This is a genomic window from Corynebacterium epidermidicanis (assembly GCF_001021025.1).
GTDB lineage: Bacteria > Actinomycetota > Actinomycetes > Mycobacteriales > Mycobacteriaceae > Corynebacterium > Corynebacterium epidermidicanis.
The window spans coordinates 1727867-1754019 of record NZ_CP011541.1; the positions used below are offsets into that span (position 1 = coordinate 1727867).

Below are 26153 nucleotides of genomic sequence, written 5' to 3' on the forward strand. Positions count from 1 at the left end.
CTACTACAGCTATCTTGCTACGAAAACACTGTTAGGAGTTGTTTCCGGACTGTGGGTTGCCAGCAGGTGCTGCTGGGCCACGGGAAACGAGCTCTTCCAGCTGGGTTTCCAGCAAGGTCTTCAAGCGGGTACGGTACTCACGCTCGAAAGTGCGCAGCTCGGAAATCCGGCCTTCAAGTACGGACTGCTGCTGCTTCACAGTTGCCATGATCTCGGTGTGCTTGCGCTCTGCGTCTTGCTGCAAAGCATTTGCCTTGTCTTCGGCCTGCTTGATCTGAGTCTCAGACTTCGTGGTCGCTTCAGAGAGCATTGCCTCTGAGCGCTGGGTAGCATCGGCGATCATTGCCTTTGCCTTCTCGTCGGCCTCAGCGGTCAACTTGTCAGCCTTGGCACGAGCCTCGGACAGCGTCGCAGCCGAAGCAGAGTTTGCGTCGTTGATCGTCTTTTCGGCGGCAGCACGAGCTTCGTCCAACATGGACTTGGACTCGGCGCGCGCATCGTTGGTCAGACGGTCCGACATTTCCTGTGCAAGACCCAGGACACGAGCAGCCTGCATGTGGGTGTCGGCCGTCGCCAAGCCATCTGCTGCCTGGTTCGTGGCAGCGGGAGCAACAGCAGCCTTAGGCTCCGCGGAGCCAGCCTTCGCGGCCTGCTCCTTAGCAGCCTTAGCTTCCTGCTCCGCCTTCTTCGCGGCCTGCTTGGCGGAATTCGCCTCGTTGCGCGCAGCGACGGTCTCGTCCTGAGCCTTCTTGGTAGCAGCCTGGGCATCCGCCAACTTCTTCTCGAATTCGGCGCGCACCTTCGCCTCGACTTCCGCAGCGGCCTGCTTACGGATCGCGGCCTCGTCTACAGCAGGAGCGTTGTTAGATACTGCAGCAGGAGCCACAGCGCCGCCCTTTTCCGCCTTAGCTACCTGGGCACGGAGATCTTCGTTTTCTTCCTGAAGCTGCGCCAAAGTGTCCTCAACGAGGTCGAGGAACTGATCAACCTCGTCCTCATTGTATCCACGCTTGCCGATTGGAGGCTTGCTAAAAGCGACATTGTGCACGTCAGCTGGAGTCAGCGGCATTGACGGTTCCCTTCGCGATAATATGCAGCCCCCAAAATTTCAAGGAGCCGTGCCACAGGAAAGGTTCCTGAGGCGGTCTTTACAAAAGATTTTTTGATTATTTCCTAACTAGGATACCGAATGTAGCGACCTAGGCGGAAACAACCCTGCAAATAATTCTGGCTTGCCGTGTCACTAAACACAACCAGACAACAAAAATCACATGTTTATGCCGGGCTAACATTACCCCCACCCGCATCAGCGCAGGCGGACATTAACGGAAATAGATCAATAAATAAAGGCTCGAGCTACGAATTGCAGCACCGAAATAGCGACAAACAACACCAGGATCGACACATCTAGAGCAACCCCACCCATCTGGAGTGGCGGAATAAGGCGTCGCAAAGCTTTGACCGGAGGGTCAGTGACCACAAAGATCGGCTCAGCGATCAAGGCAAACCACTTCGGAGGTCGAAATTGACGCGAAAAGGACTGGATCATTTCGATGATGATTCGTGCGATGACCAAATACAGGTAAAGCTCTAAGACCCAATACACACTCATTGCTACTGTTGACACAGCCACCGAGCTTATCATTCGCGAATACTAGTTTGCTTCGCCGGACACACGCGGAGAGTCCAGCCGAGCCGTGGTATGCCTATGGGGTTACTCAGCTTTCGCGATTTCGAGGTTAAGTAAAGAAGAGTGCGTACCGGTATCGTGATTCCCCCATCTCAAACACACCGAATCGGGGTTGTGGTGCTCCGCTAGTGCCTTAACCGACCCTGACACGTTTACCCACCGCGTTTTGCACTCAGGCTCCGGTAGTTGCTCGTGGCGGGGTGAATAGGGGCAGAAAACCGCCCCTCCTGCCCAGCGTGTGCTGGGCAAGAGCAGAAAAGAGTGCGGTGCAGCAATGAGACTCGCGGCGCTAGAAGCAAAAGCAGCCAGCACCCGCCAAACCTGTGGCTGGCATCGAAAACGCAAACAGCCTGACGATCCAGGAGAAACCGGCAGAAGGTAACGCCAGGTGCGCGACGCAATTGCTATTCTCGACGTTTTGGCCCAACCGCAGGAAACAGGTTGACCAGGATACTGACCCACCAGCTCGGTTGTTGCCGCGCTTTTCCGACCGGGCGCGGGTTTCTTTAGGAATCCCAGGTCTCGGATTGTTCTTCCTGTTTTTGTTGGTTCTTCTTGGAGCTGCACAAGTGCTAGTCAGTACCTCCGAAGTAGGAGTACTACCCCGATGGGGTTTTTCGCCAAAAATCGCTGATCTAGGTAGGAGTACTACCACGGAAGTACGACCAAGCACCTGTGCAGCAAACCCACACCGCACAGCCGCAGGCAACACACCAGCCGGCAACACGCAAACTAGACACTCATTCCGTCACTTAGTCCGCAGTCCCGTACCATCTCAAAGACAATCGGCGACCTCAATAGGACTGGCACCAGATAAACCAAAACTCCCAGCAGTCGCTTAAGACTACTGGGAGCAAACACTGGTGAGTGTCGACGCACTGCCTCATGACACTAAAGCCAATGAACAGGATTAACGGATACGAGCTGCGGTCTTGAGGTCGTAGACGTCGACGTCTGCGTTTTCTGGGATGACGGCGAAAACGCGCGCATCGATCTTCTTCATATCACCACGAAGCGCGAAGCAAAGCCCTGCGGCGAAGTCGATAACTCGGCGGGCATCTTCGGTGTGCAGGTCAGACATGTCAAACACCACGGCGTCACCATCGCGGAATGGCTCTGCAAGACGACGGGAATCCTTGTAGTCAGTCAGACGAACGGGCACGACAGTCACTTTGTACGGGCGTGGCTCTGTGCGGTAGCCGTGAGATGCAGGCACCGAAGCGTACGCCGGTTCTGCGCTGTAGCGAGCATCATCTGCGTAGTAAGCATCGTCCATTTCGGCTTCGTAAGGTGCGAGACCGAAGAATTCCTTAACCTTGCGAACACTTGACATGTGTTTCCCCTAGTGTGTGTCGGTGAATGTCTTTAGGTGGTTAAGCTGAGGCAGCTTTCGTGGTTTTTAACCTACTGGTCTCGGCCCCATGATTGCCGTTCCGACACGCACCAAAGTTGATCCGTTCGCAATTGCTTGATCCATGTCACCGCTCATTCCTGCCGAAAAGTTAAGGCGCCGGCCCAGCTGATTCTGCCACCGACGCACATAGTCAGCTGCCGCAGCAAAAGCGAGGTCAGGATCACTAGCTAACGGGGGCACGCACATCACACCAGCAAAGGCCAGATGAGGCGCTTGCTCAATTGCGTAGATAACAGCGTCAGCGTCGTGTGACGTGCACCCACCCCGGGAGGTGTCGCCATCCAGGCTCAGTTGAACAAAACATTCCAGCGACGGATCCTCGCGGTCCCCTCGCTCCAAGGCCAGCTCCATGCCGCGGGACAGGGCGTCGACAAGCTTGATGCTGTCTACAGAATGCACGCTGTGGGCCCAGCGGGCCACCGAGTTCGCCTTCTTTGTTTGTACCTGCCCGATCATGTGAAAACGGACTTGAGGCAGTTGCTCTGCTTTCGCGCGGGCTTCCTGCTCGCGGTTTTCGGCCACATCTCGGATCCCAAGTTCTGCCAGCAACGCAATATCACTTGCAGGATGAAACTTGGTCACAGGCAGGAGCTGGACACTGTCGGCCGGTCGATGAGCGGCGGCCGTGGCAGCTGCAATTCGATTCCGCACGGCACGCACATTCTCGGCAAGTTCTTGTTTGCGAGCTAGAGTTTCGGCAGCCATACCACTCCTGCTTGACGGCCGGTGGTGCCTTCACGACGGTAGGAGAAGAATTCCTCGTCGGTGATTGTGCAGCGTGGGTCGGCATCGATCGCTTCGACCCCAAGGCTGAGCAGTTGTCGTATGATCCCCGCACGAATGTCTAGGCCGCAGGTTCCCTTGGTGGTCGTGGTACGTGAGCCAGGCAGCTTATCTTCGACGTCTTGTGCCATGTTCACGGGGACCTCGTAGTTCTTCCCCGAGGCAGCAGCCCCCATCAACGCGTGAATGTGGTTAGGGCGGGCACCGAGTTGCACCATTCGTTCCACTGTCTTTGCCACGATGCCATTGCGTGCGCCCATCCGCCCAGCATGTACTGCGGCCACGACACCGGCTTCATGATCGGACAGCAGCATCGGCACACAGTCCGCAGTAAGGACCACAAGCGCAAGGTCACGCTGGTCCGTGACCAAGGCGTCGGTGGCGGGGACGGGATTGATCGTGGCGTCCTTGACATAGGTGACCGTGTTGGAATGGAGTTGCTCCATGAAAACGAGCCGCTCTAGTGGCAGGCCGATACTTTCGGCGAGGCGGGCACGATTGGCGTGCACGGCCGCTGCGTCATCGCCCACATGGAGCGCTAGGTTGAAAGATGAATATGGCGCAGCAGAAACCCCGCCCGCACGGGTGGTAAACACCTTGCGGACGGGGCGGGATTCTTGAGTCATGGACATACGCCCATTTTTACCCTACTTTTTGCTGCCAAGAACAATCGTTTAGAAGAATGGTGGGACGTCCAAGTCATCGTGGGTCGATGGACGCTCGGGACGGCGCACATCCCGGTCATCGCGACGGTTTTCGCGGTAGCGTTCCCCATCGGTGTAAAGGCCACGATCCGCTTCCCGGCGGTGGCGTCCCAGATCCTCACGATCAGCGTAGACACGCTCCCGCGACTCTTGAGCAGGCTGTGGCACCTCGGCACGTTCGAACAAGCCAGCACCGGCAGCTGGAGCCGGAGTTGCTGCCGGTTCAGTCGGGGCGGCGGCGCGCTGTGCTTCTTCCTGAGCCTTGGCAGTGTTGTTGGCGTTGCCATCGAAGCCAGCGGCGACCACGGTGACGCGAACTTCATCGCCCAAGTTGTCGTCGATAATTGTGCCGAAGATCAGGTTAACGTTGGGGTCCGCCTGCTGCTGCACCATCTCAGCTGCCTCGTTGACTTCGAGCAGGCCAAGGTCGGAGCCACCGGCAAACGACAACAGCACGCCCTTGGCGCCTTCCATGGTGGATTCCAGCAGTGGCGAGTTGATCGCTTGCTGAGCGGCGTTGACGGCACGGTTTTCTCCACGGGCAGAACCGATGCCCATCAAAGCGGAACCAGCGTCGGCCATGACGGAACGGACATCCGCGAAGTCCACGTTAATCATGCCTGGGGTAGTGATCAGCGAGGTAATGCCCTGGACACCGTTGTAGAGGACCTCGTCGGCAGAGCGGAAGGCGTCCATCATCGATAGCGACGTGTCGCCGAGCTGCAGGAGGCGGTCGTTCGGAATAACGATCAAGGTGTCACACACCTCACGCATCGCCTCGATGCCTTCCATCGCCTGCTTCGTACGACGCTGGCCTTCGAACTTGAACGGGCGCGTCACCACGCCCACAGTCAAAGCACCCTGCTTCTTTGCGATATTTGCCACAACTGGAGCAGCGCCGGTACCTGTGCCGCCACCCTCGCCAGCAGTGACGAAGACCATGTCTGCGCCTTTCAGCGTCTCTTCGATCTCCGACTTGTGGTCTTCGGCCGAGGCACGACCAACCTCAGGGTTAGCGCCCGCACCGAGACCGCGGGTGGCCTCCCGACCGATGTCCAGTTTGACATCAGCGTCCGAGAACATCAGCGCCTGAGAGTCGGTATTGATGGCGATGAACTCGACCCCCTGCAAGCCCTCTTCAATCATGCGGTTAACGGCATTAACGCCACCGCCGCCGACACCGACGACCTTGATGACGGCCAAGTAATTGTTTGGAGAGGTCATTTCAGTGGTCTCGCCTTTCAAATGTTAAGTGTGTTCCAGCCTGCAGCTAAAAAAATTCGCCTACGCTTATCGACGCCCTCATGCCCGCCACCATACTTAAAAAACATTGCGTTTTTCTTTGAAGCACCGAGCATTTTTAGACTGCTTCCATCATGTGCGAAAGTCATTGGATTTTGCGGGACATTTTTGCGGCGTGTCGGTACCCTAAACTTGAGGTTTAGGGTTTTGACGTGCACGGACGACCCCCACCCCAGCCAGATGTGATCCCCTGGCAAAGCATTCCTTCACGCTAGGGACGAAGGGTAATTAGCCCCGGAGAAGACACATTCCATCGCGCGCCTTCGCGCTTCATTACCGCCCGGGTAGCCAGTGCCTTATCGTGTGCCTGTTCCGCGGAACCCCAATACACTTCCTTTCCACCGGCGAGGAAAAGGGTGAACTCATATTCCGATTTGGCATCGATACGTTCCAGTGCCCCACGAGTATCGGGGTCAAGCGACTGCACAATCGAGATTGCCGTTGCATAGAGGCGGGTATTGTCTTCCCGTGTTCCGGAAATCTCCACCACCCCCGGAGGTGGGACATCAATCACGAATGGCTTTCCGCCGGCATCAATGAGGTGCTCGCCGTCGTTACGCTTGGCGTAGAGCACCGCCTGGCGTTCGTCGATGTTGATGGTGACGGTGGTGGGGAAACTGCGATGCACGCTGACCTTGCCTACCCACGGAAGGGCGGCCACGTTGGCTGCCACGTCTGATTCTTTGAGTCGCAAAATATTCGCGCCCCGAACGATACCGGAGGTAGCCTCCACGTCAGAGGGTGCAGCATGGACGCTGCCATTGACCTCGACATTGTTGATCTTGAAAACTGGGACGAAGTAGCACAACGCCCCCGAAGCCACGATCAACGCTACGACTAACGCGACAAGCTTCTTCCAATGAGCTGCGATAAACATTAGGACAGCTCAGCAAGGATTTCGTCGGCCGCCATCGTCACGCTACCGGCGCCCATGGTCAGGATTAGATCATCCGGCTGGGCGACTTGCGCTACCACGGAGGCAACCTGGGAAAAGTCCGGAACAAAGCGCACCGGTTTGGTTACCTTGTCTGCGATGATGCGGCCATCTACGCCCTCAACTGGTTGTTCTCGGGCGCCGTAAATGTCCAGTACGAGGACTTCATCGGCAAGGGACAGGGCCTCGGCGAATTCTTGGGCGAACTCGATCGTTCGTGAGTACAAGTGCGGCTGGAAAGCCACCACTACCCGACCCCGACCTTCAGCCGTCACCTTCTCTCGGGCAGCAGTGATGACCGCAGCAACCTCGGTGGGATGGTGGGCGTAATCATCAAAGACTCGCGCGCCAGCATACTTTCCGCCGGAGATCGTGCCACGATGTTCAAAGCGACGACGCACGCCACTGAAATCCGTCAAACCACTCGCCAGAAGGTCGATGTCGCCACCGAGCAAATGCCCGGCCAGCAACGCCGCCGCGGCATTGAGGACCATGTGCGTCCCCGGAATGTGCAGATCGACCGCTACCTCACGGCCGTCGATTAGGAACGTGACTTCGCTGCCGAAGTCTTGCGCGCGCAAGGACGTAACGGTGACCCCTGCGGTCAGTTCAGGATGGGCATCAACAGCAGCCTGGGTGCCATAGCCCAAGACACGAATTCCGCGCTCAGCGGTGCGTTTTCCGAGTGCCGCAGCGTTGTCATCGTCAAGGCATACCACCAGAGTGCCGTCATCGCCAATCCGATCGGCAAAGTCGTCAAAGACCTGGAAGTAGGCTTCACGAGTCTTGAAGAAGTCCAAATGATCGGGCTCGATATTGGTCACCACAGCGACGGTGGGCTCGTAGCGCAGCAGGGAGGCATCAGATTCATCAGCTTCTGCAACAAAAGCAGACCCAGTTCCGTTGTGCGCATTCGTACCAGCCTTGCTTAGCTGTCCCCCAATGGCAAAGCTTGGGTCCATGCCCGCAGCTTGCATGGCAACAACTGTCATGGAGGTAGTTGAAGTCTTTCCGTGCGTACCAGCTAAGAGCACCTGGTCCTGCCCCGCCATGAGCTCTGCTAGCAAATCGCTACGCCGGATCACTGGGATCCCGTGCTCCCGGGCAGCAACGAGCTCGGGATTGTCCTGTGGGATAGCAGCGAAAGAAGTCACGACGACCGTCGGCAATTGCCCCGCAAGCTCCAAATTCTCTTTGCGGTGACCGATAGCAACCACGGCACCAGCTGCCCGCAAAGCCAGTACAATTCGTGTGTCTTTCGCATCCGACCCCGTGACAACATGGCCCCGATCAGCGAGAATTCGGGCTAGCCCTGACATTCCGGCACCGCCGATGCCGATCATGTGGACTCGTGCCAGGTCGACCACGGAGGTTTGGATATCGGAGGAAGCAGTCACGAGTACACCTTCTTTTTCAATCTTTTTCGTTGTGTTTATGATGTCTTGATTATTGAGCAACGCGCCAGTTAGCAGGGCAGAAAATCACTACGCCCGTCGGGACAGACCAGCGACGATTGTAGCCACTTCCTCAGCTGCATGGCCCAGACCAGTTTCCGATGCCACACGGGACATGTGTTGGCGCAAGTCGGCGTCGCCAAGCAAAGCGATGACAGCTTCCGCAAGCTTGGTGCCATCCAATTCCGAATCAGGTATCAACTGCGCGCCACCAGCGTTAACGATCGGCATGGCATTGAGAGCTTGTTCCCCGTTGCCATGTGGCAGCGGCACATAAAGGGCGGGCACAGCGGCCGCAGTGACCTCAGCTACCGTCATCGCACCAGCTCGACTCACAATGAGGTCTGCTACCGCCAACGCCAAATCCATTCGCTCGATGTACGGTACTGCCACGTAACCAGGCACAGCATCCGGCGCCTCGTTCTTCTTTCCATAAGCGTGTAGGATCTGGAAACCGGCTGCGACAATCGCTGGAGCCGCGACTGCGAGAGCATTATTGATGCTGCGTGCCCCTTGCGAACCGCCGGTGACCAGCAGCGTCGGCAGCTCTGGCCGCAGCCCCCACAACTCGCAGGCCGCGGCACGGTCCGCAGCGGTTGGCTGCTGGCTTAGCGACGCCCGAATAGGCACCCCCACCACTTGTCCGGGCATTCCCGAGTCAGCAACCGCGTTGAGCCCCACGCCGCCCAGGCGCACGCCTAGTTTATTGGCCATGCCCGCGCGCGCATTGGCTTCGTGCACCACAAAGGGCGTGCGGGTAAGTCTTGCCGCAATATACGCGGGTGCGGAAACATAGCCACCAAAACCGGCCACAACGTCGATGTTGTGTTTCCGAATAATCGCCTGGGTTTGCCGCACCGCACGTACCACTCGGTAAGGAAGTTTCAGCAGAGCTACGCTCGGTTTCCGGGGCACTGGCACTGGATCAATCAGTTTGAGGTCGAATCCCCGGGCTGGAACAAGGTCGGTTTCCAAACCTTTGGGCGTGCCCAGTGCGAGGACTTCCGCCCCATGATCTCGGACCAAAGCTTCCGCCACCGCAAGCGCAGGTTCAATGTGTCCCGCAGTGCCGCCACCGGCGACCAGAACCCGAAGCTGCGTGGTTGGTGTTGCCATTAGTAATCCTTCCGTGGTCGTCGAGGTTGGGTGGGCTGTTGCCGGCGAAGTCGTGGGTCCGCCTCAGTGCCCCGAACTGGTCGGCGCCCACCGTCCGCCACCGAGCGCTGTGCCGGAGGACGCTGCACCCGCTGTCCCGGCGCCTCACCAGACCGCGGTGAGGCTGCAGTGTGTGGCCGTTGCCGAGTCACTGGCACCGGTTCCGGAGCCTTGTGAGCTCGGCGAGGCATCGGACGACGGGAGTCAATGTCGGAGGCATCAGGTTCGCGCAAGCCCAACAAGTGGTCGAGCGCAGGCTTTCCATATGACTGCATCGCCGAAATCGCCTCTGGCTCATAGCGCGCACAGCTTAGGAGCAACCCCATCGAAGCCAGCGTAATCACCGCAGACGTACCACCAGCGGAGATCATCGGAAGCTGGATGCCAGTGACCGGGAACAGCCCAACCACATAGCCGATGTTAATGAATGCCTGCACGACCACACCCGTGGTAAGCGACGCCGCCAGCAAGGACATAAACGTGTTTTGGGACTTCAGCGCGCAGCGCAGACCATAGAAAGCCAAACCACCGAAGGCACAAATCACAAAAATGCCACCGATGAAGCCCAGCTCCTCACCAACGATGGCGAAGATAAAGTCGTTCTTTGCCTCCGGGAGGTAGAACCACTTCGCGCGGGATTGACCCAAGCCGACTCCGCTCACTGCGCCGTCGGCAAGCGAAAGAAAACCTTGGTAGGACTGGAAGGCGGTGCCGCGTGTGTCCTCAAAGTGGCCGAACAGAGCATCAAAATACACCGTGAAGCGATTCCCACGGAAGCCACCGCTCATGGCGAGCCAAACCAGACCCGCGCCACAGAAGGCCAACGCCCCCAACACGTAATTCAGGTGAATGCCGGCGAAGAACGCGACTGCAGCCACCATCAGCATGAAGGTCACGGCCATGCCCGCATCGCCTTGCAACGCGATCAGCAGCACCATAAGCCCGGAAACACCACCGAACACATAGAACTTGCCCATCCCAGGTTCTTCAGCGCGTTGTCCCAGGTAGTTAGCTCCCCAAATTGCGATCGCCACCTTTGCGATCTCGGAGGGCTGGAATGAAAAAACACCCAAACTAATCCAGGATTGCGAGCCGACTTCTTCCTTTCCTGTGCCAATGCCTGGAATGAGCACGGCGACCAGCAGGAGGATAGCAACAACGAGGATCCACGGGGCAAAGACTCGCAAAGTAACAGGTCTAATGCGCATCGCGACCCACATCAGGAAAAGTCCAATTCCGACCATAATGGCCTGACGAACTGCCGTAGACCACACCGAGGAAGTGTCAACAACTGACCACGTCATCGAGGAACTAAACACCATGACTACACCGAGCGCTGCAAGGAACACGATGAAAATCATGATGAAGTAGTAGTCGATCAATGGCCGCAAATGGAGGTCATCCCACAGCGTGACAGCTCGTTGCCAGAGGTGAGCTGGAGCCTTCGCCGGTGCCGGCCTCGTGGCCTGAGCAGCACCGCTCGCGGGCGCATTGCGGTTCGGACGCGAAGGCTCCGACATGTATTGGCTCCCTATTCTTCGACAAACTGTGCTCGAGCTGCTTCGGCGAACATGTCGCCTCGCTGCCCCATGCCACTAAACATATCGAGCGAAGCCGCAGCTGGGGCGAGCAACACGACATCGCCCGCAGTTAAGTGCTGACCCGCCTGCGAAACAGCCGCTGCCATCGCTTCCGCTGGATCCGTGGCATCGATGAGATAGACAGGCAGACTTGGTCGAACCTCGCGCAACGCATCCGCGAACTGTTGTCGATCGACCCCCAACAGCACCGCTGCTTTCATATTCCCCGCGTGCTTGCACACCAATTCGTGCACTTCCGCGCCTTTGAGTTGGCCACCGGCCACCCAGATCACCGACTCCAGCCCGCTTAATGCAGCCTCTGCAGCATGCGGATTAGTCGCCTTAGAGTTATCCACAAACTGCGCGCCACGGAACGTGTGGACCACTTGACCGCGATGCCCAGACACCTCGAACTTACTGAGCCCCGCAGCGATTTCTTCGGCGTCGACCCCACACGCGCGCGCCATCGCTGTTGCTGCCAGCGCATCGAGCTGCCCAGCCGGGCCAGCTGGGGAAATCCCCGTAGCAGGCGCAATAATAAGACCTTCAGCGAAGGCCCTATCCACGATCTGTCCCTCGGAAATCCCGATCTGACCAGCTTGTGGCTCATTGAGGGTGAAGCCGACGACCTTGGTTTCTGCTAGGTGGCCTTCAGCCACCAACCTATCGAGTTGGTCTACGACATAAGCATCATCGACTCCGACCACAGCCACGTGGCCGAGCAGCGCCTTGGCTTTCGCCGCGGCGTATTCCAGCATCGACCCGTGCCAGTCAATGTGATCCTCGGCGATGTTGAGCAACGCCCCTACCGCTGGACGCAGGGAATCCGACCAATGCAGCTGGAAGCTCGACAGTTCAGCTACCAAAATGTCAATGCGTTCAGTTGCAGCCAATGCATCACCTACCGCCACCCCGATGTTGCCTACTGAGGCAGCGCGTAGTCCACCTGCCTGCAGCATTGCCGTGGTCATCGCGGTTGTTGTGGTTTTGCCGTTCGTGCCAGTTACCACTACCCAAGTATGTGGCTCGCCAAATACGCCGGCCCGGTCGAGCCTCCAAGCTAATTCGACGTCGCCGATGACGGGTAGACCAGCCGTGGAGGCGTCGACAAGCAGCGGGGAGTCCGGGCGCCAACCGGGAGAGGTGACAACAGCACTAAAGTCTTGGAGTTGCTGCCGCGCGCGGGAAACGCTCAGGTGTGCTGTGCCGAAGGCTTCGGCGATGCGTAGCCGCGCGGTGTCATTATCATCGGCGACGACGACAGCTACTCCAAGGTCGGACAGCATTCGCACGCAGCCCAGACCGGACACTCCGGCCCCTGCGACCAGCACTGTGCCTCGAAGCTCGACGGGAAGTTCGGGGGAAGAATTGTAAGTCATTGTGTGTTACACCCCTGCTGAGCCGAGCCAGTCATTGTAAAACAACGCCAGACCTGCGATGCACGCCATAGCGGATAGCAACCAGAAACGGATCACTACCGTCGTCTCGGCCCAGCCGCCGTTTTCGAAATGGTGATGGAATGGGGCCATCCGGAAGAAGCGAGTGCCACGAGTTCGGAACACAACCACTTGGATAACCACCGAAGCAGCCTCAATGACGAACAGCGCACCGATGACAATCATGAGTAGCTCGGTACGCGATACGACCGAAAGTCCCGCGACCATTCCGCCCAACGCAAGCGAACCAGTGTCTCCCATGAAGATTTTCGCAGGAGCAGCATTCCACCACAAAAAGCCAAGGCAAGCACCTAAACCGGTGGCGGCCAAAACAGCCAGCTCCAATGGATCCCGGACGGAGAAGCAGCCTGGCTCCACGGTGACATCGCAGGAGTTACGAAACTGCCAGAAAGTGATCATGGTGTACGCACCCATCACCATTGCGGTAGATCCCGCTGCGAGGCCGTCTAGTCCATCGGTGAGGTTGACGGCGTTCGACCATGCGGAAAGCAGAATGTAGATAAAAATCAGGAAAAGGATCGTGCCAAACACTCCTCCCCCCACGGCGATGTCGAATGTGTCAAAGTCTCGCACGAAAGATAGTTGAGTCGAGCCTGGCTTCAATCCGTTTTCATCTTCGAAGCTCAGCAATGCCCAGCCGAACAACAACGCGACAGCTAACTGGCCGATGAGCTTTGCTTTCTTGTTCAGCCCCAGGTTTCTTCCCATCGCGAGCTTGATGTAGTCATCGGCAAAACCGAGCCCGCCTAGCGCGACCGTCAAGCCGAGGACAATGAGCCCCGAAGCGGTGAAAGCTTCCTTCCCGGAGGAGATCGCGTAAAGCCCGGAGACTAGATACCCCAGCACAATGCCAGCAATGATCGCGATGCCACCCATAGTTGGGGTACCTCGCTTGCGCAGGTGTGACCGCGGTCCGTCTTCGCGGATTTCTTGGCCGAGCCCCTCCGCACTGAAGAAACGGATGAGCAAGGGCGTCAGAAATATGGCGACAATAAAGCTCACCACTCCGCCGATGATTATCTGAGTCACGAAAGCCTACTTCTCCTTAGCCAACCGCTTGGCCATCTGAAAAATTTTAATAAGTATCTAAGTATGCGTGCCGATCAGGCACCAGTTCAAATCTATGCGCAGCTTGGGCTTGCGCTGGGTTCGACATCAGCCTTTTGGCGCAAGCAATCCCTCTGCGACTCGCCAGAGCCCCGCTGAATTGGAAGCTTTCACCAGCACCACATCGCCTCTACCCAGACCTTGGTCCACGATGTTGATTGCGGCGTCGGCCGAATCAGCCACCATGGTGTCGATCCCGCAGCGCTCGGCAGCCGTGGCCAGCGCATGGCTGTTCACATCCGAGCCGACCACCACGAGATTGTCGATACGCATCGTGACCAGTACATCTGCCAGCGCTTCATGCTCGGCGATCGCCTCATCGCCAAGCTCAGCCATTGCCCCGAGCACTGCCCAGCTTTTCACTTCGGGCCGACCGTGCGCAGTGAAGCTCAGTGCCGCAATTCCCGCTCGCATGGAATCCGGATTAGCGTTGTAGGAGTCGTTAATGACCGTTACTCCATCGGCCCTGGTCTGCACGTCCATGCGGTTGGCTGAAGCATTACGATGCGACGAGATTGCCGCAGCCACTTGCGCTGGGGTTAGGCCAGCTTCGACGCCGACCGCAGCAGCAGCCAGCGCATTAGACACCTGGTGTTCACCGAACACTTGCAGGCTGACCGGGTGCCCGACTTCTTCCCCAGGCGTGTGAAGCACAAAACTTGCCCTTGCCACCTCATCCAAGCGAATGTTGGTGGCATAGTAGTCCGCGCGACGGCGAGTGGAAAACGTCACCACCCGAGCTGCCGTGCGATCCGCCATCGCGGACACCAAGTCGTCGTCAGCATTTAATACCGCTAAACCTTCGGCTGGTAGGGCAGCCACCAACTCGCCCTTGGCTTGCGCGATATTGGCCCGCGAGCCGAACTCACCCAAGTGTGCCGATCCCACGTTGAGCACCACACCGATATGCGGCGGAGCGATCTCGGCGAGATGAGCGATATGGCCAATGCCGCGTGCCGACATCTCCGCAACCAAAAACTCAGTGTCCTCGGTGCATCGAAGCGCCGTGTACGGGTGTCCGATCTCATTGTTGAACGATCCCGGAGGCGCAACCGTCTCCCCGGCCACACGCAGGGTTGTAGCCAGCAGGTCCTTCGTTGAGGTTTTACCCGCCGAACCGGTCACCCCCACCACTTTCAGGCCAGCAGCCGTGCACTTATCGACGACATACCGCGCCAACTTACTCATTGCCTGCAATACGGCTGCCGTCGCCCCGGTCGCATCATGGGCGAAAGCATAGGTCTGCGCTTGGGCCTCGGTAGGAGTTGCAGGCGGAACCAGAACCGCAGGTTGTCCTACCGAGCGAGCGACGAGCGCGGCAACCGCGCCTTGTTCAATTGCCCCGGCGACGAAGTCATGTCCGTCCACGCGTTGTCCTGGCAACGCCACGAAAAGCGCCCCGGGCGTAATTTTCCGTGAGTCAAACTCGACAGTTGAGTCAACGGTGGCCTCGGGAACTGCACCGTCGATGAGCTGACCGTCGACAGCCTGAGCAATTTCGGTGAGTGTTAGCCGGATCATGACGTGTTAAGGATCTTTCTGGATTAACGAGCACCCCGGAGGATGCGTCTGGAGCTAGGATTGCCGATTCTTTAAAGCGGCCCGGACATGTTCACGGTCATCAAAAGGATGATTGACGCCCGCAATCAATTGCCCGTTCTCGTGACCTTTTCCTGCCACAATTATGGCATCACCTGGTTGTGCCCACTCGACAGCGGCGATAATTGCTTGACCACGATCGCCAATTTCATGAAGCTCGGGGGCATGTGCCATATCTGCGCTAGCTTTAGTGGCACCTTCCATGACGGCGGCGCGAATGGTGGCAGGGTCTTCCGAGCGTGGGTTGTCATCGGTAATCACCACAAAATCGGCCCGCTCCACGGCAGCGGCTCCCATGAGGGGCCGCTTGAGTGGGTCGCGATCTCCACCTGCACCAAGGACAACGCCCAGTCGCCCGTTAATTTGGCTGCGCACAGAATCAAGGACGGCGGCGACCGCAGCCGGCTTGTGGGCATAGTCCACTACTGCGAGAAAGCCCTGCCCTTCGTCGATACGCTCCATGCGCCCCGGGACCCCAACGTTGGCGATCCCACTGATGAATCGGCTGAGATCGCTGCCGGTTTCAGCCGCCAGGGCGATAGCCAGCGTCGCATTAGCTACATTGAATTGGCCAGGAAGGGTGAGGGTGACCGGGAAGCTCTCGCCACGAACGGTCACGGTAAAGTTCTGCACCCCAGCTGCATCAACGCTGACTTCCCCTGCGGTGATAGCTGCCGGTTGACCGGTGGTGGAAACGGTGATGGCATCGGTACCGGCGATCGCAGCCATTTTTTGACCCCAGTCGTCGTCGATCATGATGACCGCCGTTTCGGCGCGTGTCTGCGAACCAGTGGCGAAGAAACCAGCTTTTGCTTGGAAGTACTCTTCCATGGTCGCGTGAAAATCTAGGTGGTCTTGGGAAAGGTTGGTGAAACCTCCGGCGGCAAACCGGGTGCCAGTGATTCGGCCGAGCGAAATTGCATGGCTAGAGACTTCCATAACAACGTGGCTGACCCCTTTTTCCACCATAAGTTGGAACAGCTCTTGAAGCTTCGGCGCTTCCGGGGTGGTGAGGCTCGTTGGTACTGGGACGCCGTCGATGCGAGTGCCGGTGGTTCCAATCAAACCGACTGTGTGCCCTTCAGCAATCAATCCTGCCTCAAGCAAGTAGGTGGTGGTCGTTTTGCCCGATGTACCGGTCACCCCGATTATGGTGAGTTGCTTCGAGGGATTGCCGAAGACTTCCGCAGAAACTTTGCCGAGGATCGCCCGAATATCCTCCACCACGACTACAGGCCGGACTTCATGGCCTTCCGCCAACAGCTGAGCTCCCGCCTCATCGGTGAGAATAGCCGCAGCTTGCGAACCAGCGGCAAAGCGTGCACCGTGAGCATGCAACCCGGGAAGAGCTGCGAACAGTGACCCTGGGCGTAATTCTTTGGAATTGAGCGTGATGTGGTCGAAGGTGAGCTCTTGGGGTTGCCCAACCAAGGTGCCACCTGAAATGTCGATAAGTTCGTTGAGGGTAAGAGTCATGGTGTCTTCCTTAGTGTGAAAGCTGGGGTGGTGAATCCTGCAGTTATAGCAACCATTTTTGGCCTTGTTGCGATGGCGTATGAAATTTTCTTGTTGGCTAGCCACTAGTTAGCTTGGAGTACGAGTTGTCCCTCTTGTGGCGGTGAGAGCGGAACATTGTCACGGTTCAACAGCCAAGCACCAATGTCGTGGAACAGCGGCGCGGCAGACTGTCCGCCCTCGCCGTGTACGCCACGTTGCGGTTCGTCGAGGACGATGCCAATGACGAATCGTGGGTTGTCGGCAGGTGCGATGCCCGCGAAGGTAATCCAATACTTGTCATTGGAGTACGCCTGAGTAACCGGATCCACTTTTTGCGCGGTACCGGTCTTTCCAGAAACTTGGTAGCCTTCGATGCCCGCTCCGGCACCAGTACCACTTTGCACGCCGGTTGGGTCCTTTTGGGTCACACTGCGGAACATATCGACGACAGTCCGCGCAGTCTCGGGGCTCACTACCTGCGTCTTCTGCGGTTCAGGCTGGCGTAGTTCGCCACCATCTGGACCGGTTACCTTCTTGATGATGCGTGGTTCGATCCGGGTACCTCCGTTGGCCAGCGTTTGGTAAATGCTCGTCATTTGCAGCAAGGACATCGACATACCTTGACCGATCGGAAGGTTGGCAAATGTGCCTCCGGACCATTGGGATCGAGCCGGCAAGAGCCCCTGGGTCTCACTTGGCAGCTCAATGCCAGTGGCTTTGCCAATGCCAAACTTTTCCAGATAGCTTGCGAAGGTATCCTCTCCCACGCGCTGGGCAAGCATCAACGTGCCCACGTTGGAGGATTTTCCGAATACACCGGTGGTGGTGTATCCGACGGTCCCGTGGCTCCAGGCGTCCCGAACATTAACGCCCGACATGTTGATAGACCCAGGCACTTGTAGCACTTCGTCCGGGGTGGTCAGCTTCCCTTCAATCGCGGCAGCTGCGGTGATAATCTTTGCTACCGAACCGGGTTCGAAGGGGTGTGTGACAGCCGGGTTATCAAAGCTCTTGCCTCGTTCTACTTGCTTTGAAACATCCCCGGTCGGGTCGACAGTATCAGTATTAGCCATCGCTAAGACTTCTCCTGTCTTAGCATCGAGCACCACTGCAGCAGCACTCTTAGCTTTGGAATTTGCCTTTGCCTGCTCCAGTTGTTGCTGGACATAAGTCTGCAGATTGAGGTCGAGGGTGAGTTCAATGCCAGCACCGTTGGTGACCGGGATGTCGTCGCGAAGCGTGCCCGGGATAGCCTGACCATTGGCGGAGACGTCTTGGGTGACTCGACCGTCGACACCTGCGAGCAGGGCGTCTTGGGCAGCTTCGAGGCCAAACTGGCCTTCGCCGTCCATGGAGATCTTGCCAACCACATTTTCGCCGACCGCACCGTTGGGGTACTGCCTTATATCTTGATGATCGGCTGCTACCCCGGGGAATCGCTTGGCTACGTCCGCTGCCACATCCGGGTCGACATTGCGCACGAGTACCTCGTAGTGCGTGTCTGCTCGCAGTTTTGTTTTCAGGTCGTCTGAATTGACTTTGCTTCGGGACGCACCGGCAGCTTCGATGGCCTTGGGGATCTCCTGCGCCATCTCCTCGAGTTTGTCCTGCAGCATTTGTTCAAGCACGGCGTCGCGTTGCTCCTGTGGGATGGCCGCGAGCTTGCCGTCGATCGCGAGCTGTTGCCGAGCTCGTTCTTTGATTTCCATGCGCAGCCGCTGTGGTGACACGGTCAGCGATCGAGCCTGCATGGTGTATGCCAAAGGGCTACCGTTTCGATCCGTGATCTCTCCGCGACGTGCGGGGTCCACGTACACGCGGGCGCGTTGTTCTTGAGCTTTCGCCGAGAACTCCGGCCCCCACACCACTTGCACCCAGCCTAAGCGGGCAACAAGGGCAATTGAGGCTGCAACAGCGAGACCACGGGCAAATTTGAAGCGCTTCTTTTCCCGGGAAGTCTTTGGCACTGCCGGGCCGTCAGGACGCATAGATGGTCCTGGTTGGCGAAGTGCCTGGCTGCGAGCTTGGGGTGCTGCCCCTGGCGCTTGTCGACGTTCATTTCTTGGCGTCGGGCTGCCAGGTGCATCGAGGAGATGCGCGGAAGACAAATCGCGAGAAGAGTAGCCTCTTCTCGCACCTGAGCGTGGTCCCCCTTGTGACCGGCCTTTACGGGGCGGGGTCATTGAGCTCCTTGCCCCATTCCACTAGCTTGGTTTGCGCGAACTCGAGGTTGATATGGCGCTACCTCGGGGCCGCTAGGCTGTGGGATGGAATTGACGTTGTTGGTTACTTCCCTGGTTTCCTTCGGATTGCTGGAGGCCACGTCGGGCCGAACTTGCGCACCGTTGACGTCAATAATAGGCCGGGTGGCTTCTGGTTTACTTGGACGCTGCTCCGTAATCTCGCCATTATTTTCCACCACGAGTACGCCCGGCTGATCTGGCACTACCATTTTCTTGTCAGCGGCGCGTCGGGTGATCTCGGCTGAGGCCTTGGCGGCCTCCACATCACGATTCAAGGTTTCCAGCTGGTTGTTCAACTGAGTTTCCTGCGCGGTCAGTTTCTGCAGCTCGAAGGCTTGTTCCGTGGTCCGGCCGGACAGGAGCATCGCGGCTGCGACGATAGCCGCCAGACAAATCGATACCGCTACAACGAGCTTGACGCGCTCCGGGTCCGCTTTGTGCTGCTCAACGCGACGTCCGCGGACGGAGACGACCTGCTTTGACCCGAGGGTTTTTTGCAGGCGGTTCTTGCGGGTCGGCTGACCAAGGCCTGTGCTGCGCTGTGGGCGGGCGAATGGTTCGCTGCGGACTGGCTCCGTCCGGCGCGGTGTGCGTTGCGGGCGATCGAGCAGCAGGGTGTGTGCGCGTCGCGATTCGTTTCGTGGCGGGGTGGTGATGCTCATGAGTTTTCCTCTCCGTCCGCTGTAGCGATTCGTTCGGCCGCGCGCACACGCACGGGTGCGGCCCGGGGGTTGTCGTCAATTTCTTGTTCGGAAGCGGTTTCGGCACCACGGGTCACCAGCCGGAATTCGGCTGCGGTGCCCGGGAGGTCCATCGGTAGTCCTTGCGGGGTCTTTGAGGTCGTCAACTGCGCCAATGCCTTCTTGACGATCTTGTCTTCCAAGGACTGGTAACTCATGAAGACCACACGACCACCAAGCGCCAAACGATCGCAGATAACTGGAATCACGTTGGCCAGTGCGTCGAGCTCACCGTTGACTTCCACACGCAGGGCCTGGAAGGTCCGCTTTGCTGGGTGCCCGCCGGTTCGACGGGTAGCGGCCGGAATAGTTGCATATAGCAGCTCCACCAGACGCGCCGAATTCTTAAACGGTTCCTTTTCCCGTTCCCGAAGCACTGCCGAGGCGATTTTCCCCGCGAAGCGCTCGTCGCCATAGGCTTTGAGCACATGTGCCAACTCGCCGTGGGAGTAAGTGTTCAGCACGTCCGCTGCGGTAATGCCCCGCGACGGGTCCATGCGCATATCCAATGGAGCGTCTACCTTGTAGGCGAATCCGCGCTCGGCCTGATCAAGTTGCATCGAGGAAACACCCAGGTCAAAGAGCGCGCCGGCCACTCCCGCTGCGCGTACCTTATCAAAAATCTCACCTTCACCAGCATCAATTGCCTCACCCAGTCCGTCGAACCGGGTATGAACTCCTACGAATCGACCCGGGAAAGCAGCCAACCGGCGGGTGGCATCGGCAAGCGCCTGCGCGTCGCGATCAATACCGATCACACTTGCCTTGGGGAACTGCTGCAGGAAATATTCGGTGTGCCCACCGGCACCCAACGTCCCGTCAACGATGACTGCTTGCTCGCCAAGCTTGTCGACGGCCGGTTGGAGCAATTGCGCCATCCGGTCACGCATCACTGGGATGTGTCCGTGTTCGTTCGTGGTCATGTGCGGGCACCTCCCCCTTTTTCCTGCATTGCGTTACCGACTAGTGCGTGCCTGCGACCTAGTGTGTATAGGGCTCCGCTCGAATGGGACGGCTCTGATGTCGGGGAAGTACACCAGAACAATCAACCACTCGAGCGGAGTCCTTATACACACAAACTCCGCAGCTGAGCGCTGTTGCGTTTGGACTAAAGCAATCCACCCAAGACGTCGTCTTCGCCGGCGGAGTAAGCAGCTTCAGTTTCCGCTTGGTAGTTGGCCCATGCCTCTGCGTCCCAGATCTCTAGAAAATCGACCGAACCAATCACGACACATTCTTTGGTCAACCCGGCGTATGTGCGATGAGGGGCAGACAAGGTAATTCGCCCTTGTCCATCGGGACGCTGTTCATCCGCACTTGCTGCCAAGTTACGAATAAATGCGCGCGCTTCCGGATTGGTTCGAGAGACCAATGCGGCTTTGCGAGCCCGTTCCTCAAACTCCGCCTTCGGGTACACGGCCAACGAGTGGTCTTGCCCCTTGGTGATCATCAACCCTCCAGCTAATTCCTCACGAAATTTCGCCGGCAGAGTCAATCGACCCTTGTCATCCAGTTTTGGCGTGTAGGTACCAAGAAACATTCCTGGACCCACCTTTCACTAGCCATCACTTGGAAAAAGTCGTTGAGTGTTTCTTTTTTGGTTTTGGTCGGTTTCTAGCGATAGACGCCCGACGCTTGTTTTAGCTCCTTTCGGCTGCCAATCCGCACATCGAGACACCAATACCTTCCACCGACACCCACAATACCCCACTTTCCCCCACCTACAACCCCCAGACATAAACTTTTTCCACATCCTGTCCAAGTATCTGCAGGTCAAGACGTAAAAATTAAGTGGGGAAACTTTAAAGACAAACCTGCATCTTTGGCCACTTTGAAGCACACCCACCCCAATAGTCAGCAGGGTGATACGTAGGCACAGCACAGCCCCAACGTTCCGAACGCTTCATTTCCGCAGGTAAAGTGCGCGAGTCAACTTAGATCATTTAAGTTGGTGGGGCAAAGTGGGGTGTGCTGGTGGTGGGAAGTGGGGCAAAGATTGCAAACGGCAGTACTTCTTCCATTCCGCACCACTGAACGCAGCGCCATACCCCTGGGACGCGCTAGTGAAGCCCAACCGTCCGGGCACCCTTGCAGCCCGGACGCGCAGTTCCGCTGCCGAGACTGGTTTAATCGAAACGACTTGGCGGGCTTGCCTGGCTATAACGAGCGAGATGACCGCATCAACGGTCACACTGTTCTTTGCTTAACCTTCTGTCATTCATGATTTCCGCAACGTTGTCGGCCTGAAGCCAGTATTTACTGTTGTCTGAGAGTCGTAGCCCGCTCGATGTCGTCCCTTCGGTGTAGTCGGACTACCGCTGTGGGATTTTATTCATTAAAAAACGCTGCTCTACGTAGTCGGACTACGCCGAAGCGACGACATAGCACTTGTGCAGCAAACCCGCACGGCCGGCGACACACCGGCCGGACACACTTTTCTCTACTTAACCCCTGTTTCAAGGCCCCCACACGATCCCGAAACAAAAGAAGGGGCACCTCGCAGTTGCGAAGTACCCCTTCTTTTCGGGAGTGAATGCTTAAGCGGTTGCCGAACGCTAATTAGGAACGATCATCAAACCTGCCACGAAAGCGCTCGTCCATCCGGTCGGTAAATCCACCGCCACTTGATGGAGCGGATGGCCCTGGCCTCGAGCCAAGGGTTGCAGGCCGAGGAATCGCCGGAGTTTTGGCATCATTAGCGCGAATCATCCACAGACCTGCGCCAAACATGAGCAAAAAGCCAACCACACTGAGCGCTACGAACCAGAGATTTGTTTGGCTCAGAGCAATTCCGCCGATCAACACCACTAGGCCAAGAACGAAAATCGCAATAGCCTGGAGGGAAAAAGTGAAGCCACCGCCACCGTGGTGCTCCACCCCTGACACAGCAGAGCCGAACTTAGGGTCGTCAGCCAAGAGAGATTGCTCGATCTCCCTGAGCGCACGCAGCTCCTGTTCAGAAAGCGCCACAACTTCCTCCATCCCCTACGGCGAAAGTCTCAGTCCAGCTGGGAATCTATCGCGGATTCAACTTTGTACTACTCATCTCAACGTCAAGACTAATCCTAAAGTTCCCGTTTTTCGAAAAATCTAACTCCGCCCCCAAAGACACCTATGCAGCCACCGTAGTTTCAAGCCCAACCGACTCCACGAAGTCCAGAAACTGCTCAGACAAATTCAGCAATCGGAGGGCATCGACGGGCTCAAAATCTACCTCAAGCCCAGTGAGCAGCCGAGAACGCAGTTGAGAAAAACGAGCAAACTGTCGAGCCCACCCTTTTCCTGCTCCATCAACGAGCGATAATTGATCCCATGCACTCCGGGGCAACCGTTTCCGCTTCGCTATGGGGGAGGCTGCAACATAAGCACCTGCTGTGCGCAGCGCTGCTTGATAACTAAATTCGACCGCATCTGAATAGTTTCCCGCCCGATAGGCCCAGGATGCATCTCGGAGCAGCACGCTAGCTCGAGAAATCATCTGGATGTGCTTAATTTGTGGTCGACGAGCAAAACGAGTTGTTGCGGATACCACGGTATTCATCAGGATCACGTCCTCTGTGCGATGTATGTGTTTTGTTGCCCTTAACCCTAGAAGGAGGGGTCGACACGAACACCCACTAGCTAGAACAGGTGTTCGAATGGCAAAATCAGAACCGCCTTTAATTGCAGCCAAAAGTAAAAAGCTCCCACACCACAACCTCAATCATGATTCGATATATTTGTGCAGATTGAATTTCGACGACTGAGCAAAATAGAGTTCATCACTCTCGCCCCACGGCTGGTCGAGATCTACCTTCGCGCCATGCACTACGACCCAGATTTGCTCGAAACCCGAGTAACCGCCTGGCGGCAACATACCCAGCTCCCCGGCTTCGCTGCCATCATTGCCATTACCGACAACCGGGAAATCGTTGGGATCGCCTACGGACACTCTGGAACTCCACTGAACTGGTGGCATACCCAAATCCAGCGTGGTCTTCATTCCGCAAATTCCTACACTCCGGAAAACCGACGCACGCTGAGCAACTATTTCGAACTCAGCGAGATCCACGTCGACCCAGAAGCTCAAGGTGTCGGCATTGGGCGACAGCTGCTTTTGCGACTAGCTGAAACCACCCGACACCCATCAATACTGCTGTCCACTCCAGAAGTCCCGGCAGAAAACAATGCCGCCTTCGGGCTTTATCGACGCCTGGGTTTCACGGACTTGCTACGCCACCATGTCTTTTCTGGGGACGCTCGCGAGTTCGCGATTCTACAGGCCACTCTCCCCTTCCCCCATGTCGAATCGGCAACTGAACACGTCGATAAGCGCTAGCGGATGGCGTCATGCCCCTTGTCCACACCCCAGGCCGGAGCCATTCCTAAGTTGTGGAGGACTTCCTGGGTCGCTCGTGCGTTGTTGAGGGTCATAAAGTGCATGCCGGGAACCCCTTCCGCGATGAGACGCTCCGCCAGCTCCGTGCTCAATTCAATACCGACCGAGCGCACATAGTCCGCGCCATGAGGTTCCGCCTCGTGGAGGCGTCGTCGCAAAGCTGCGGGCACCGATGCCCCAGAGAGATCTACTTGGCGCTGCATGCCGCGCACGCTGGTGATCGGCATGATTCCGGGAATGATCGGCTTGGCGCCATGTTCTGGATCTTCGGCGATCAGGCGGTCACGCAGGCGCAAAAAATGCTCCACGTCGAAAAACATCTGCGTAATAGAATACGCTGCCCCGGCTCGAAGTTTGCGGAGGGTGTTGTACGTATCAGTTTCGAGGCAGTCTGCACGGTGATGCCCTTCTGGGAATGAAGCGATCCCCACCTCAAAACGGCTACACGACGGGTGCTGCTGAATGAGCTCGATGAGCTCAGATGCATACTCCAAACCGTCGGCCGTTTTTGTCCAGGGGCCGAGCGGGTCGCCGGGTGGATCGCCACGCAACGCCAACACGTTGGTAAGACCAGCGTCGGCGTAAGTAGAGAGAATATCGTGCAGTTGCTGGCAAGGGTGATCCACGAGGGTCAAGTGCACAAGCGTGGTCAGCGGGTATTGGGCAAGCTGCTGCGCTACCCGGAAAGTGCGATCCCGAGTGGAGCCACCTGCGCCGTAGGTCACCGACACGAAAGAGACTCCAAGATCCTTAAACACCAGCGCTGCGTCGAACAGGCGCCTCTCTGCGGCTTCGTCACGCGGCGGCATGAACTCGACAGAAAACGGAATCCGACCGGGGGTAGGTTGGGAGAGGACATCAACGATATGACGCTGATAGTTCGGAATTACTCGGGAATCTGTCATGCCTGGGTATCTTATTCATAGAGGGTGCGCCTTCGTGGCAAAAACGCCGAAAAAATAGACAGCTTTGTTTGTTTTACTAATTTATTTTTAGACAGCTAGGTAGGAAACATCAGTTGACCAGCCCAAATAGCGAGACACTCAATCTCGACGCCTTCCCTACGGCCGTCGAAAAATGCCTCGAGGAATTCTTCGCTCAGCAACGAGCTGCGGTGGATGCCATCGACCCCATGGTCACGCAGGCCATCACCTTGTTAGAAGATATGGTCCTCAGCGGAGGCAAGCGCCTGCGCCCGATGTTTGCCTGGGTCGGCTACCACGGCGCTGGTATCGCAAATGAAGACCCAGCTGCGGTACTTCGTACGGTTTCTGCACTTGAGCTCATCCAAGCATGCGCGCTCATTCACGACGACATCATCGATGCCTCTGACACCCGACGCGGCTTCCCCACCATTCATCGCCGGGTCGAAGCTCAGCACCGCGAGCGACAATGGCACGGTTCCGCGGAGCATTTTGGCGAAGCAATCGCAATTTTGGTTGGCGATATCGCACTGGCCTGGGCGGAAGACATGCTCTACTCGTCCGGGCTCTCACTTGAGGCGTTGCAACGGGTGCGCGGACCATGGTCCGCAATGAAGACTGAGGTTATCGCAGGTCAGATACTCGACATCAGCGTGGAAAGCTCCGGCGACGAACGCGTTGACATCGCCGAGAAAATCAATCGCTTCAAGACCGCCGCCTACACGATTGAACGCCCATTACACATCGGGGCTGCCATCGGCCAGGCGCCACAGCCAATGATCGACGCCTTCCGTGCCTATGGCCACGACATCGGCATCGCCTACCAGCTTCGCGACGACCTCTTGGGCGTCTTCGGAGACCCAGAAGTTACCGGCAAACCAGCCGGCGACGACATCCGCGAAGGCAAACGAACCGTCTTGCTCGCTGCAGCACTTGCAGCCGCCGACGCGACCAACCCAGTAGCGGCCAAACAGCTCCGCGCTGGCGTTGGCGTTGCCCAGGATCCGCACGAACTCACGGAACTCGCCGCTATTATTCGCAGCACCGGCGCAGAAGATGTGGTGGAAAAGCGCATCACCGAGCTCACCACCACTGGCCTAGCCCGGCTTGATGATGTCGAACTCCCCCAGCCCATTGCCCAATGCCTGCGCGACCTCGCAATCAGGTCAACCAAGCGACGGGCTTGATTTAAC

Annotated in this window: 23 protein-coding genes; 2 read left to right on the top strand and 21 right to left on the bottom strand. The window is 57.5% G+C overall.

Translation table 11 applies throughout. The features are described from left to right. Positions 1-31: 31 nt before the first annotated feature. From CEPID_RS08015 to CEPID_RS08110, 20 genes are all read right to left on the bottom strand, one after another. On the bottom strand, positions 32-1069 hold the full coding sequence (locus CEPID_RS08015) for a DivIVA domain-containing protein (protein WP_047240527.1): 1038 nt from the start codon (positions 1067-1069) through the stop codon (positions 32-34). Positions 1070-1336: 267 nt separating this feature from the next. Next, positions 1337-1612, bottom strand: coding sequence for a YggT family protein (locus CEPID_RS08020; RefSeq protein ID WP_407921619.1), 276 nt, complete (start codon positions 1610-1612; stop codon positions 1337-1339). Positions 1613-2600: 988 nt separating this feature from the next. Beyond that, positions 2601-3023, bottom strand: coding sequence for a cell division protein SepF (locus tag CEPID_RS08025; RefSeq protein ID WP_047240528.1), 423 nt, complete (start codon positions 3021-3023; stop codon positions 2601-2603). Between the two features lie 66 nt (positions 3024-3089). Continuing rightward, positions 3090-3809: a YggS family pyridoxal phosphate-dependent enzyme gene (locus CEPID_RS08030; RefSeq protein ID WP_047240529.1), complete on the bottom strand. Its 720-nt coding sequence runs from the start codon at positions 3807-3809 to the stop codon at positions 3090-3092. Continuing rightward, positions 3791-4513 carry a peptidoglycan editing factor PgeF gene (pgeF, locus tag CEPID_RS08035; RefSeq protein WP_407921595.1) on the bottom strand — a complete coding sequence of 241 codons (723 nt, stop codon included), beginning with the start codon at positions 4511-4513 and terminating at the stop codon, positions 3791-3793. The genes CEPID_RS08030 and pgeF overlap by 19 nt, the downstream gene beginning before the upstream one ends. A 48-nt stretch (positions 4514-4561) precedes the next feature. Next, entirely contained in the window at positions 4562-5815 is a 1254-nt protein-coding gene (gene ftsZ / locus CEPID_RS08040; protein ID WP_047240531.1) for a cell division protein FtsZ, read from the bottom strand. Between the two features lie 289 nt (positions 5816-6104). Then, a complete protein-coding gene (locus tag CEPID_RS08045) occupies positions 6105-6770 on the bottom strand; it encodes a cell division protein FtsQ/DivIB (protein ID WP_047240532.1) in 666 nt (221 codons plus the stop codon). Further along, complete coding sequence (gene murC, locus CEPID_RS08050; RefSeq protein WP_047241444.1) at positions 6770-8170, bottom strand: UDP-N-acetylmuramate--L-alanine ligase; 1401 nt, start codon at positions 8168-8170, stop codon at positions 6770-6772. The genes CEPID_RS08045 and murC overlap by 1 nt, the downstream gene beginning before the upstream one ends. Before the next feature lie 141 nt (positions 8171-8311). Then, positions 8312-9397, bottom strand: a complete 1086-nt coding sequence (murG, locus tag CEPID_RS08055; RefSeq protein ID WP_047240533.1) for an undecaprenyldiphospho-muramoylpentapeptide beta-N-acetylglucosaminyltransferase — start codon at positions 9395-9397, stop codon at positions 8312-8314. After that, positions 9397-10956 (bottom strand): FtsW/RodA/SpoVE family cell cycle protein, encoded by a 1560-nt coding sequence (locus CEPID_RS08060; RefSeq protein WP_047240534.1) that lies wholly within the window; start codon positions 10954-10956, stop codon positions 9397-9399. The genes murG and CEPID_RS08060 overlap by 1 nt, the downstream gene beginning before the upstream one ends. A gap of 11 nt (positions 10957-10967) precedes the next feature. Beyond that, positions 10968-12395 (bottom strand): UDP-N-acetylmuramoyl-L-alanine--D-glutamate ligase, encoded by a 1428-nt coding sequence (gene murD / locus CEPID_RS08065; RefSeq protein ID WP_047240535.1) that lies wholly within the window; start codon positions 12393-12395, stop codon positions 10968-10970. Positions 12396-12401: 6 nt separating this feature from the next. Further along, positions 12402-13502 carry a phospho-N-acetylmuramoyl-pentapeptide-transferase gene (gene mraY / locus CEPID_RS08070; RefSeq protein WP_047240536.1) on the bottom strand — a complete coding sequence of 367 codons (1101 nt, stop codon included), beginning with the start codon at positions 13500-13502 and terminating at the stop codon, positions 12402-12404. A 126-nt stretch (positions 13503-13628) separates the two neighbouring features. Beyond that, on the bottom strand, positions 13629-15101 hold the full coding sequence (locus CEPID_RS08075) for a UDP-N-acetylmuramoyl-tripeptide--D-alanyl-D-alanine ligase (RefSeq protein WP_047240537.1): 1473 nt from the start codon (positions 15099-15101) through the stop codon (positions 13629-13631). Positions 15102-15155: 54 nt separating this feature from the next. Beyond that, entirely contained in the window at positions 15156-16655 is a 1500-nt protein-coding gene (locus CEPID_RS08080) for a UDP-N-acetylmuramoyl-L-alanyl-D-glutamate--2,6-diaminopimelate ligase (protein ID WP_047240538.1), read from the bottom strand. A 104-nt stretch (positions 16656-16759) separates the two neighbouring features. Then, on the bottom strand, positions 16760-18664 hold the full coding sequence (locus CEPID_RS08085) for a peptidoglycan D,D-transpeptidase FtsI family protein (RefSeq protein WP_047240539.1): 1905 nt from the start codon (positions 18662-18664) through the stop codon (positions 16760-16762). A 191-nt stretch (positions 18665-18855) separates the two neighbouring features. Continuing rightward, positions 18856-19581, bottom strand: coding sequence for a hypothetical protein (locus tag CEPID_RS08090; RefSeq protein WP_052843453.1), 726 nt, complete (start codon positions 19579-19581; stop codon positions 18856-18858). Further along, the gene (gene rsmH, locus CEPID_RS08095) at positions 19578-20582 is read right to left on the bottom strand and encodes a 16S rRNA (cytosine(1402)-N(4))-methyltransferase RsmH (protein ID WP_047240540.1); all 1005 of its coding nucleotides are present in this window, start codon (positions 20580-20582) and stop codon (positions 19578-19580) included. The genes CEPID_RS08090 and rsmH overlap by 4 nt, the downstream gene beginning before the upstream one ends. A gap of 185 nt (positions 20583-20767) precedes the next feature. Next, on the bottom strand, positions 20768-21199 hold the full coding sequence (gene mraZ / locus CEPID_RS08100) for a division/cell wall cluster transcriptional repressor MraZ (RefSeq protein ID WP_047240541.1): 432 nt from the start codon (positions 21197-21199) through the stop codon (positions 20768-20770). A gap of 1019 nt (positions 21200-22218) precedes the next feature. Beyond that, positions 22219-22629, bottom strand: coding sequence for a DUF3040 domain-containing protein (locus CEPID_RS08105; RefSeq protein ID WP_047240542.1), 411 nt, complete (start codon positions 22627-22629; stop codon positions 22219-22221). A gap of 142 nt (positions 22630-22771) precedes the next feature. Further along, the gene (locus CEPID_RS08110; RefSeq protein WP_047240543.1) at positions 22772-23200 is read right to left on the bottom strand and encodes an SAV_6107 family HEPN domain-containing protein; all 429 of its coding nucleotides are present in this window, start codon (positions 23198-23200) and stop codon (positions 22772-22774) included. Between the two features lie 180 nt (positions 23201-23380). On the opposite strand from CEPID_RS08110, the gene CEPID_RS08115 reads away from it, so the two are divergent. Beyond that, complete coding sequence (locus tag CEPID_RS08115) at positions 23381-23977, top strand: GNAT family N-acetyltransferase (protein ID WP_047240544.1); 597 nt, start codon at positions 23381-23383, stop codon at positions 23975-23977. Here the strand turns inward: CEPID_RS08115 and CEPID_RS08120 are convergent. After that, positions 23974-24942 carry a methylenetetrahydrofolate reductase gene (locus CEPID_RS08120; RefSeq protein ID WP_047240545.1) on the bottom strand — a complete coding sequence of 323 codons (969 nt, stop codon included), beginning with the start codon at positions 24940-24942 and terminating at the stop codon, positions 23974-23976. The two genes, CEPID_RS08115 and CEPID_RS08120, sit on opposite strands and share 4 nt — an antisense overlap. A gap of 113 nt (positions 24943-25055) precedes the next feature. On the opposite strand from CEPID_RS08120, the gene CEPID_RS08125 reads away from it, so the two are divergent. Continuing rightward, positions 25056-26147 carry a polyprenyl synthetase family protein gene (locus tag CEPID_RS08125; protein WP_047240546.1) on the top strand — a complete coding sequence of 364 codons (1092 nt, stop codon included), beginning with the start codon at positions 25056-25058 and terminating at the stop codon, positions 26145-26147. Positions 26148-26153 lie beyond the last annotated feature (6 nt).

Excerpts from the sequence above, each read along its gene's own strand:
- CEPID_RS08015 (WP_047240527.1), bottom strand. The coding sequence starts at position 1,069 with ATGCCGCTGACTCCAGCTGACGTGCACAATGTCGCTTTTAGCAAGCCT.
- CEPID_RS08020 (WP_407921619.1), bottom strand. The coding sequence starts at position 1,612 with ATGAGTGTGTATTGGGTCTTAGAGCTTTACCTGTATTTGGTCATCGCA.
- CEPID_RS08025 (WP_047240528.1), bottom strand. The coding sequence starts at position 3,023 with ATGTCAAGTGTTCGCAAGGTTAAGGAATTCTTCGGTCTCGCACCTTAC.
- CEPID_RS08030 (WP_047240529.1), bottom strand. The coding sequence starts at position 3,809 with ATGGCTGCCGAAACTCTAGCTCGCAAACAAGAACTTGCCGAGAATGTG.
- pgeF (WP_407921595.1), bottom strand. The coding sequence starts at position 4,513 with ATGACTCAAGAATCCCGCCCCGTCCGCAAGGTGTTTACCACCCGTGCG.
- ftsZ (WP_047240531.1), bottom strand. The coding sequence starts at position 5,815 with ATGACCTCTCCAAACAATTACTTGGCCGTCATCAAGGTCGTCGGTGTC.
- CEPID_RS08045 (WP_047240532.1), bottom strand. The coding sequence starts at position 6,770 with ATGTTTATCGCAGCTCATTGGAAGAAGCTTGTCGCGTTAGTCGTAGCG.
- murC (WP_047241444.1), bottom strand. The coding sequence starts at position 8,170 with ATGATCGGCATCGGCGGTGCCGGAATGTCAGGGCTAGCCCGAATTCTC.
- murG (WP_047240533.1), bottom strand. The coding sequence starts at position 9,397 with ATGGCAACACCAACCACGCAGCTTCGGGTTCTGGTCGCCGGTGGCGGC.
- CEPID_RS08060 (WP_047240534.1), bottom strand. The coding sequence starts at position 10,956 with ATGTCGGAGCCTTCGCGTCCGAACCGCAATGCGCCCGCGAGCGGTGCT.
- murD (WP_047240535.1), bottom strand. The coding sequence starts at position 12,395 with ATGACTTACAATTCTTCCCCCGAACTTCCCGTCGAGCTTCGAGGCACA.
- CEPID_RS08075 (WP_047240537.1), bottom strand. The coding sequence starts at position 15,101 with ATGATCCGGCTAACACTCACCGAAATTGCTCAGGCTGTCGACGGTCAG.
- CEPID_RS08080 (WP_047240538.1), bottom strand. The coding sequence starts at position 16,655 with ATGACTCTTACCCTCAACGAACTTATCGACATTTCAGGTGGCACCTTG.
- CEPID_RS08085 (WP_047240539.1), bottom strand. The coding sequence starts at position 18,664 with ATGCGTCCTGACGGCCCGGCAGTGCCAAAGACTTCCCGGGAAAAGAAG.
- CEPID_RS08090 (WP_052843453.1), bottom strand. The coding sequence starts at position 19,581 with ATGAGCATCACCACCCCGCCACGAAACGAATCGCGACGCGCACACACC.
- rsmH (WP_047240540.1), bottom strand. The coding sequence starts at position 20,582 with ATGACCACGAACGAACACGGACACATCCCAGTGATGCGTGACCGGATG.
- mraZ (WP_047240541.1), bottom strand. The coding sequence starts at position 21,199 with ATGTTTCTTGGTACCTACACGCCAAAACTGGATGACAAGGGTCGATTG.
- CEPID_RS08110 (WP_047240543.1), bottom strand. The coding sequence starts at position 23,200 with ATGAATACCGTGGTATCCGCAACAACTCGTTTTGCTCGTCGACCACAA.
- CEPID_RS08120 (WP_047240545.1), bottom strand. The coding sequence starts at position 24,942 with ATGACAGATTCCCGAGTAATTCCGAACTATCAGCGTCATATCGTTGAT.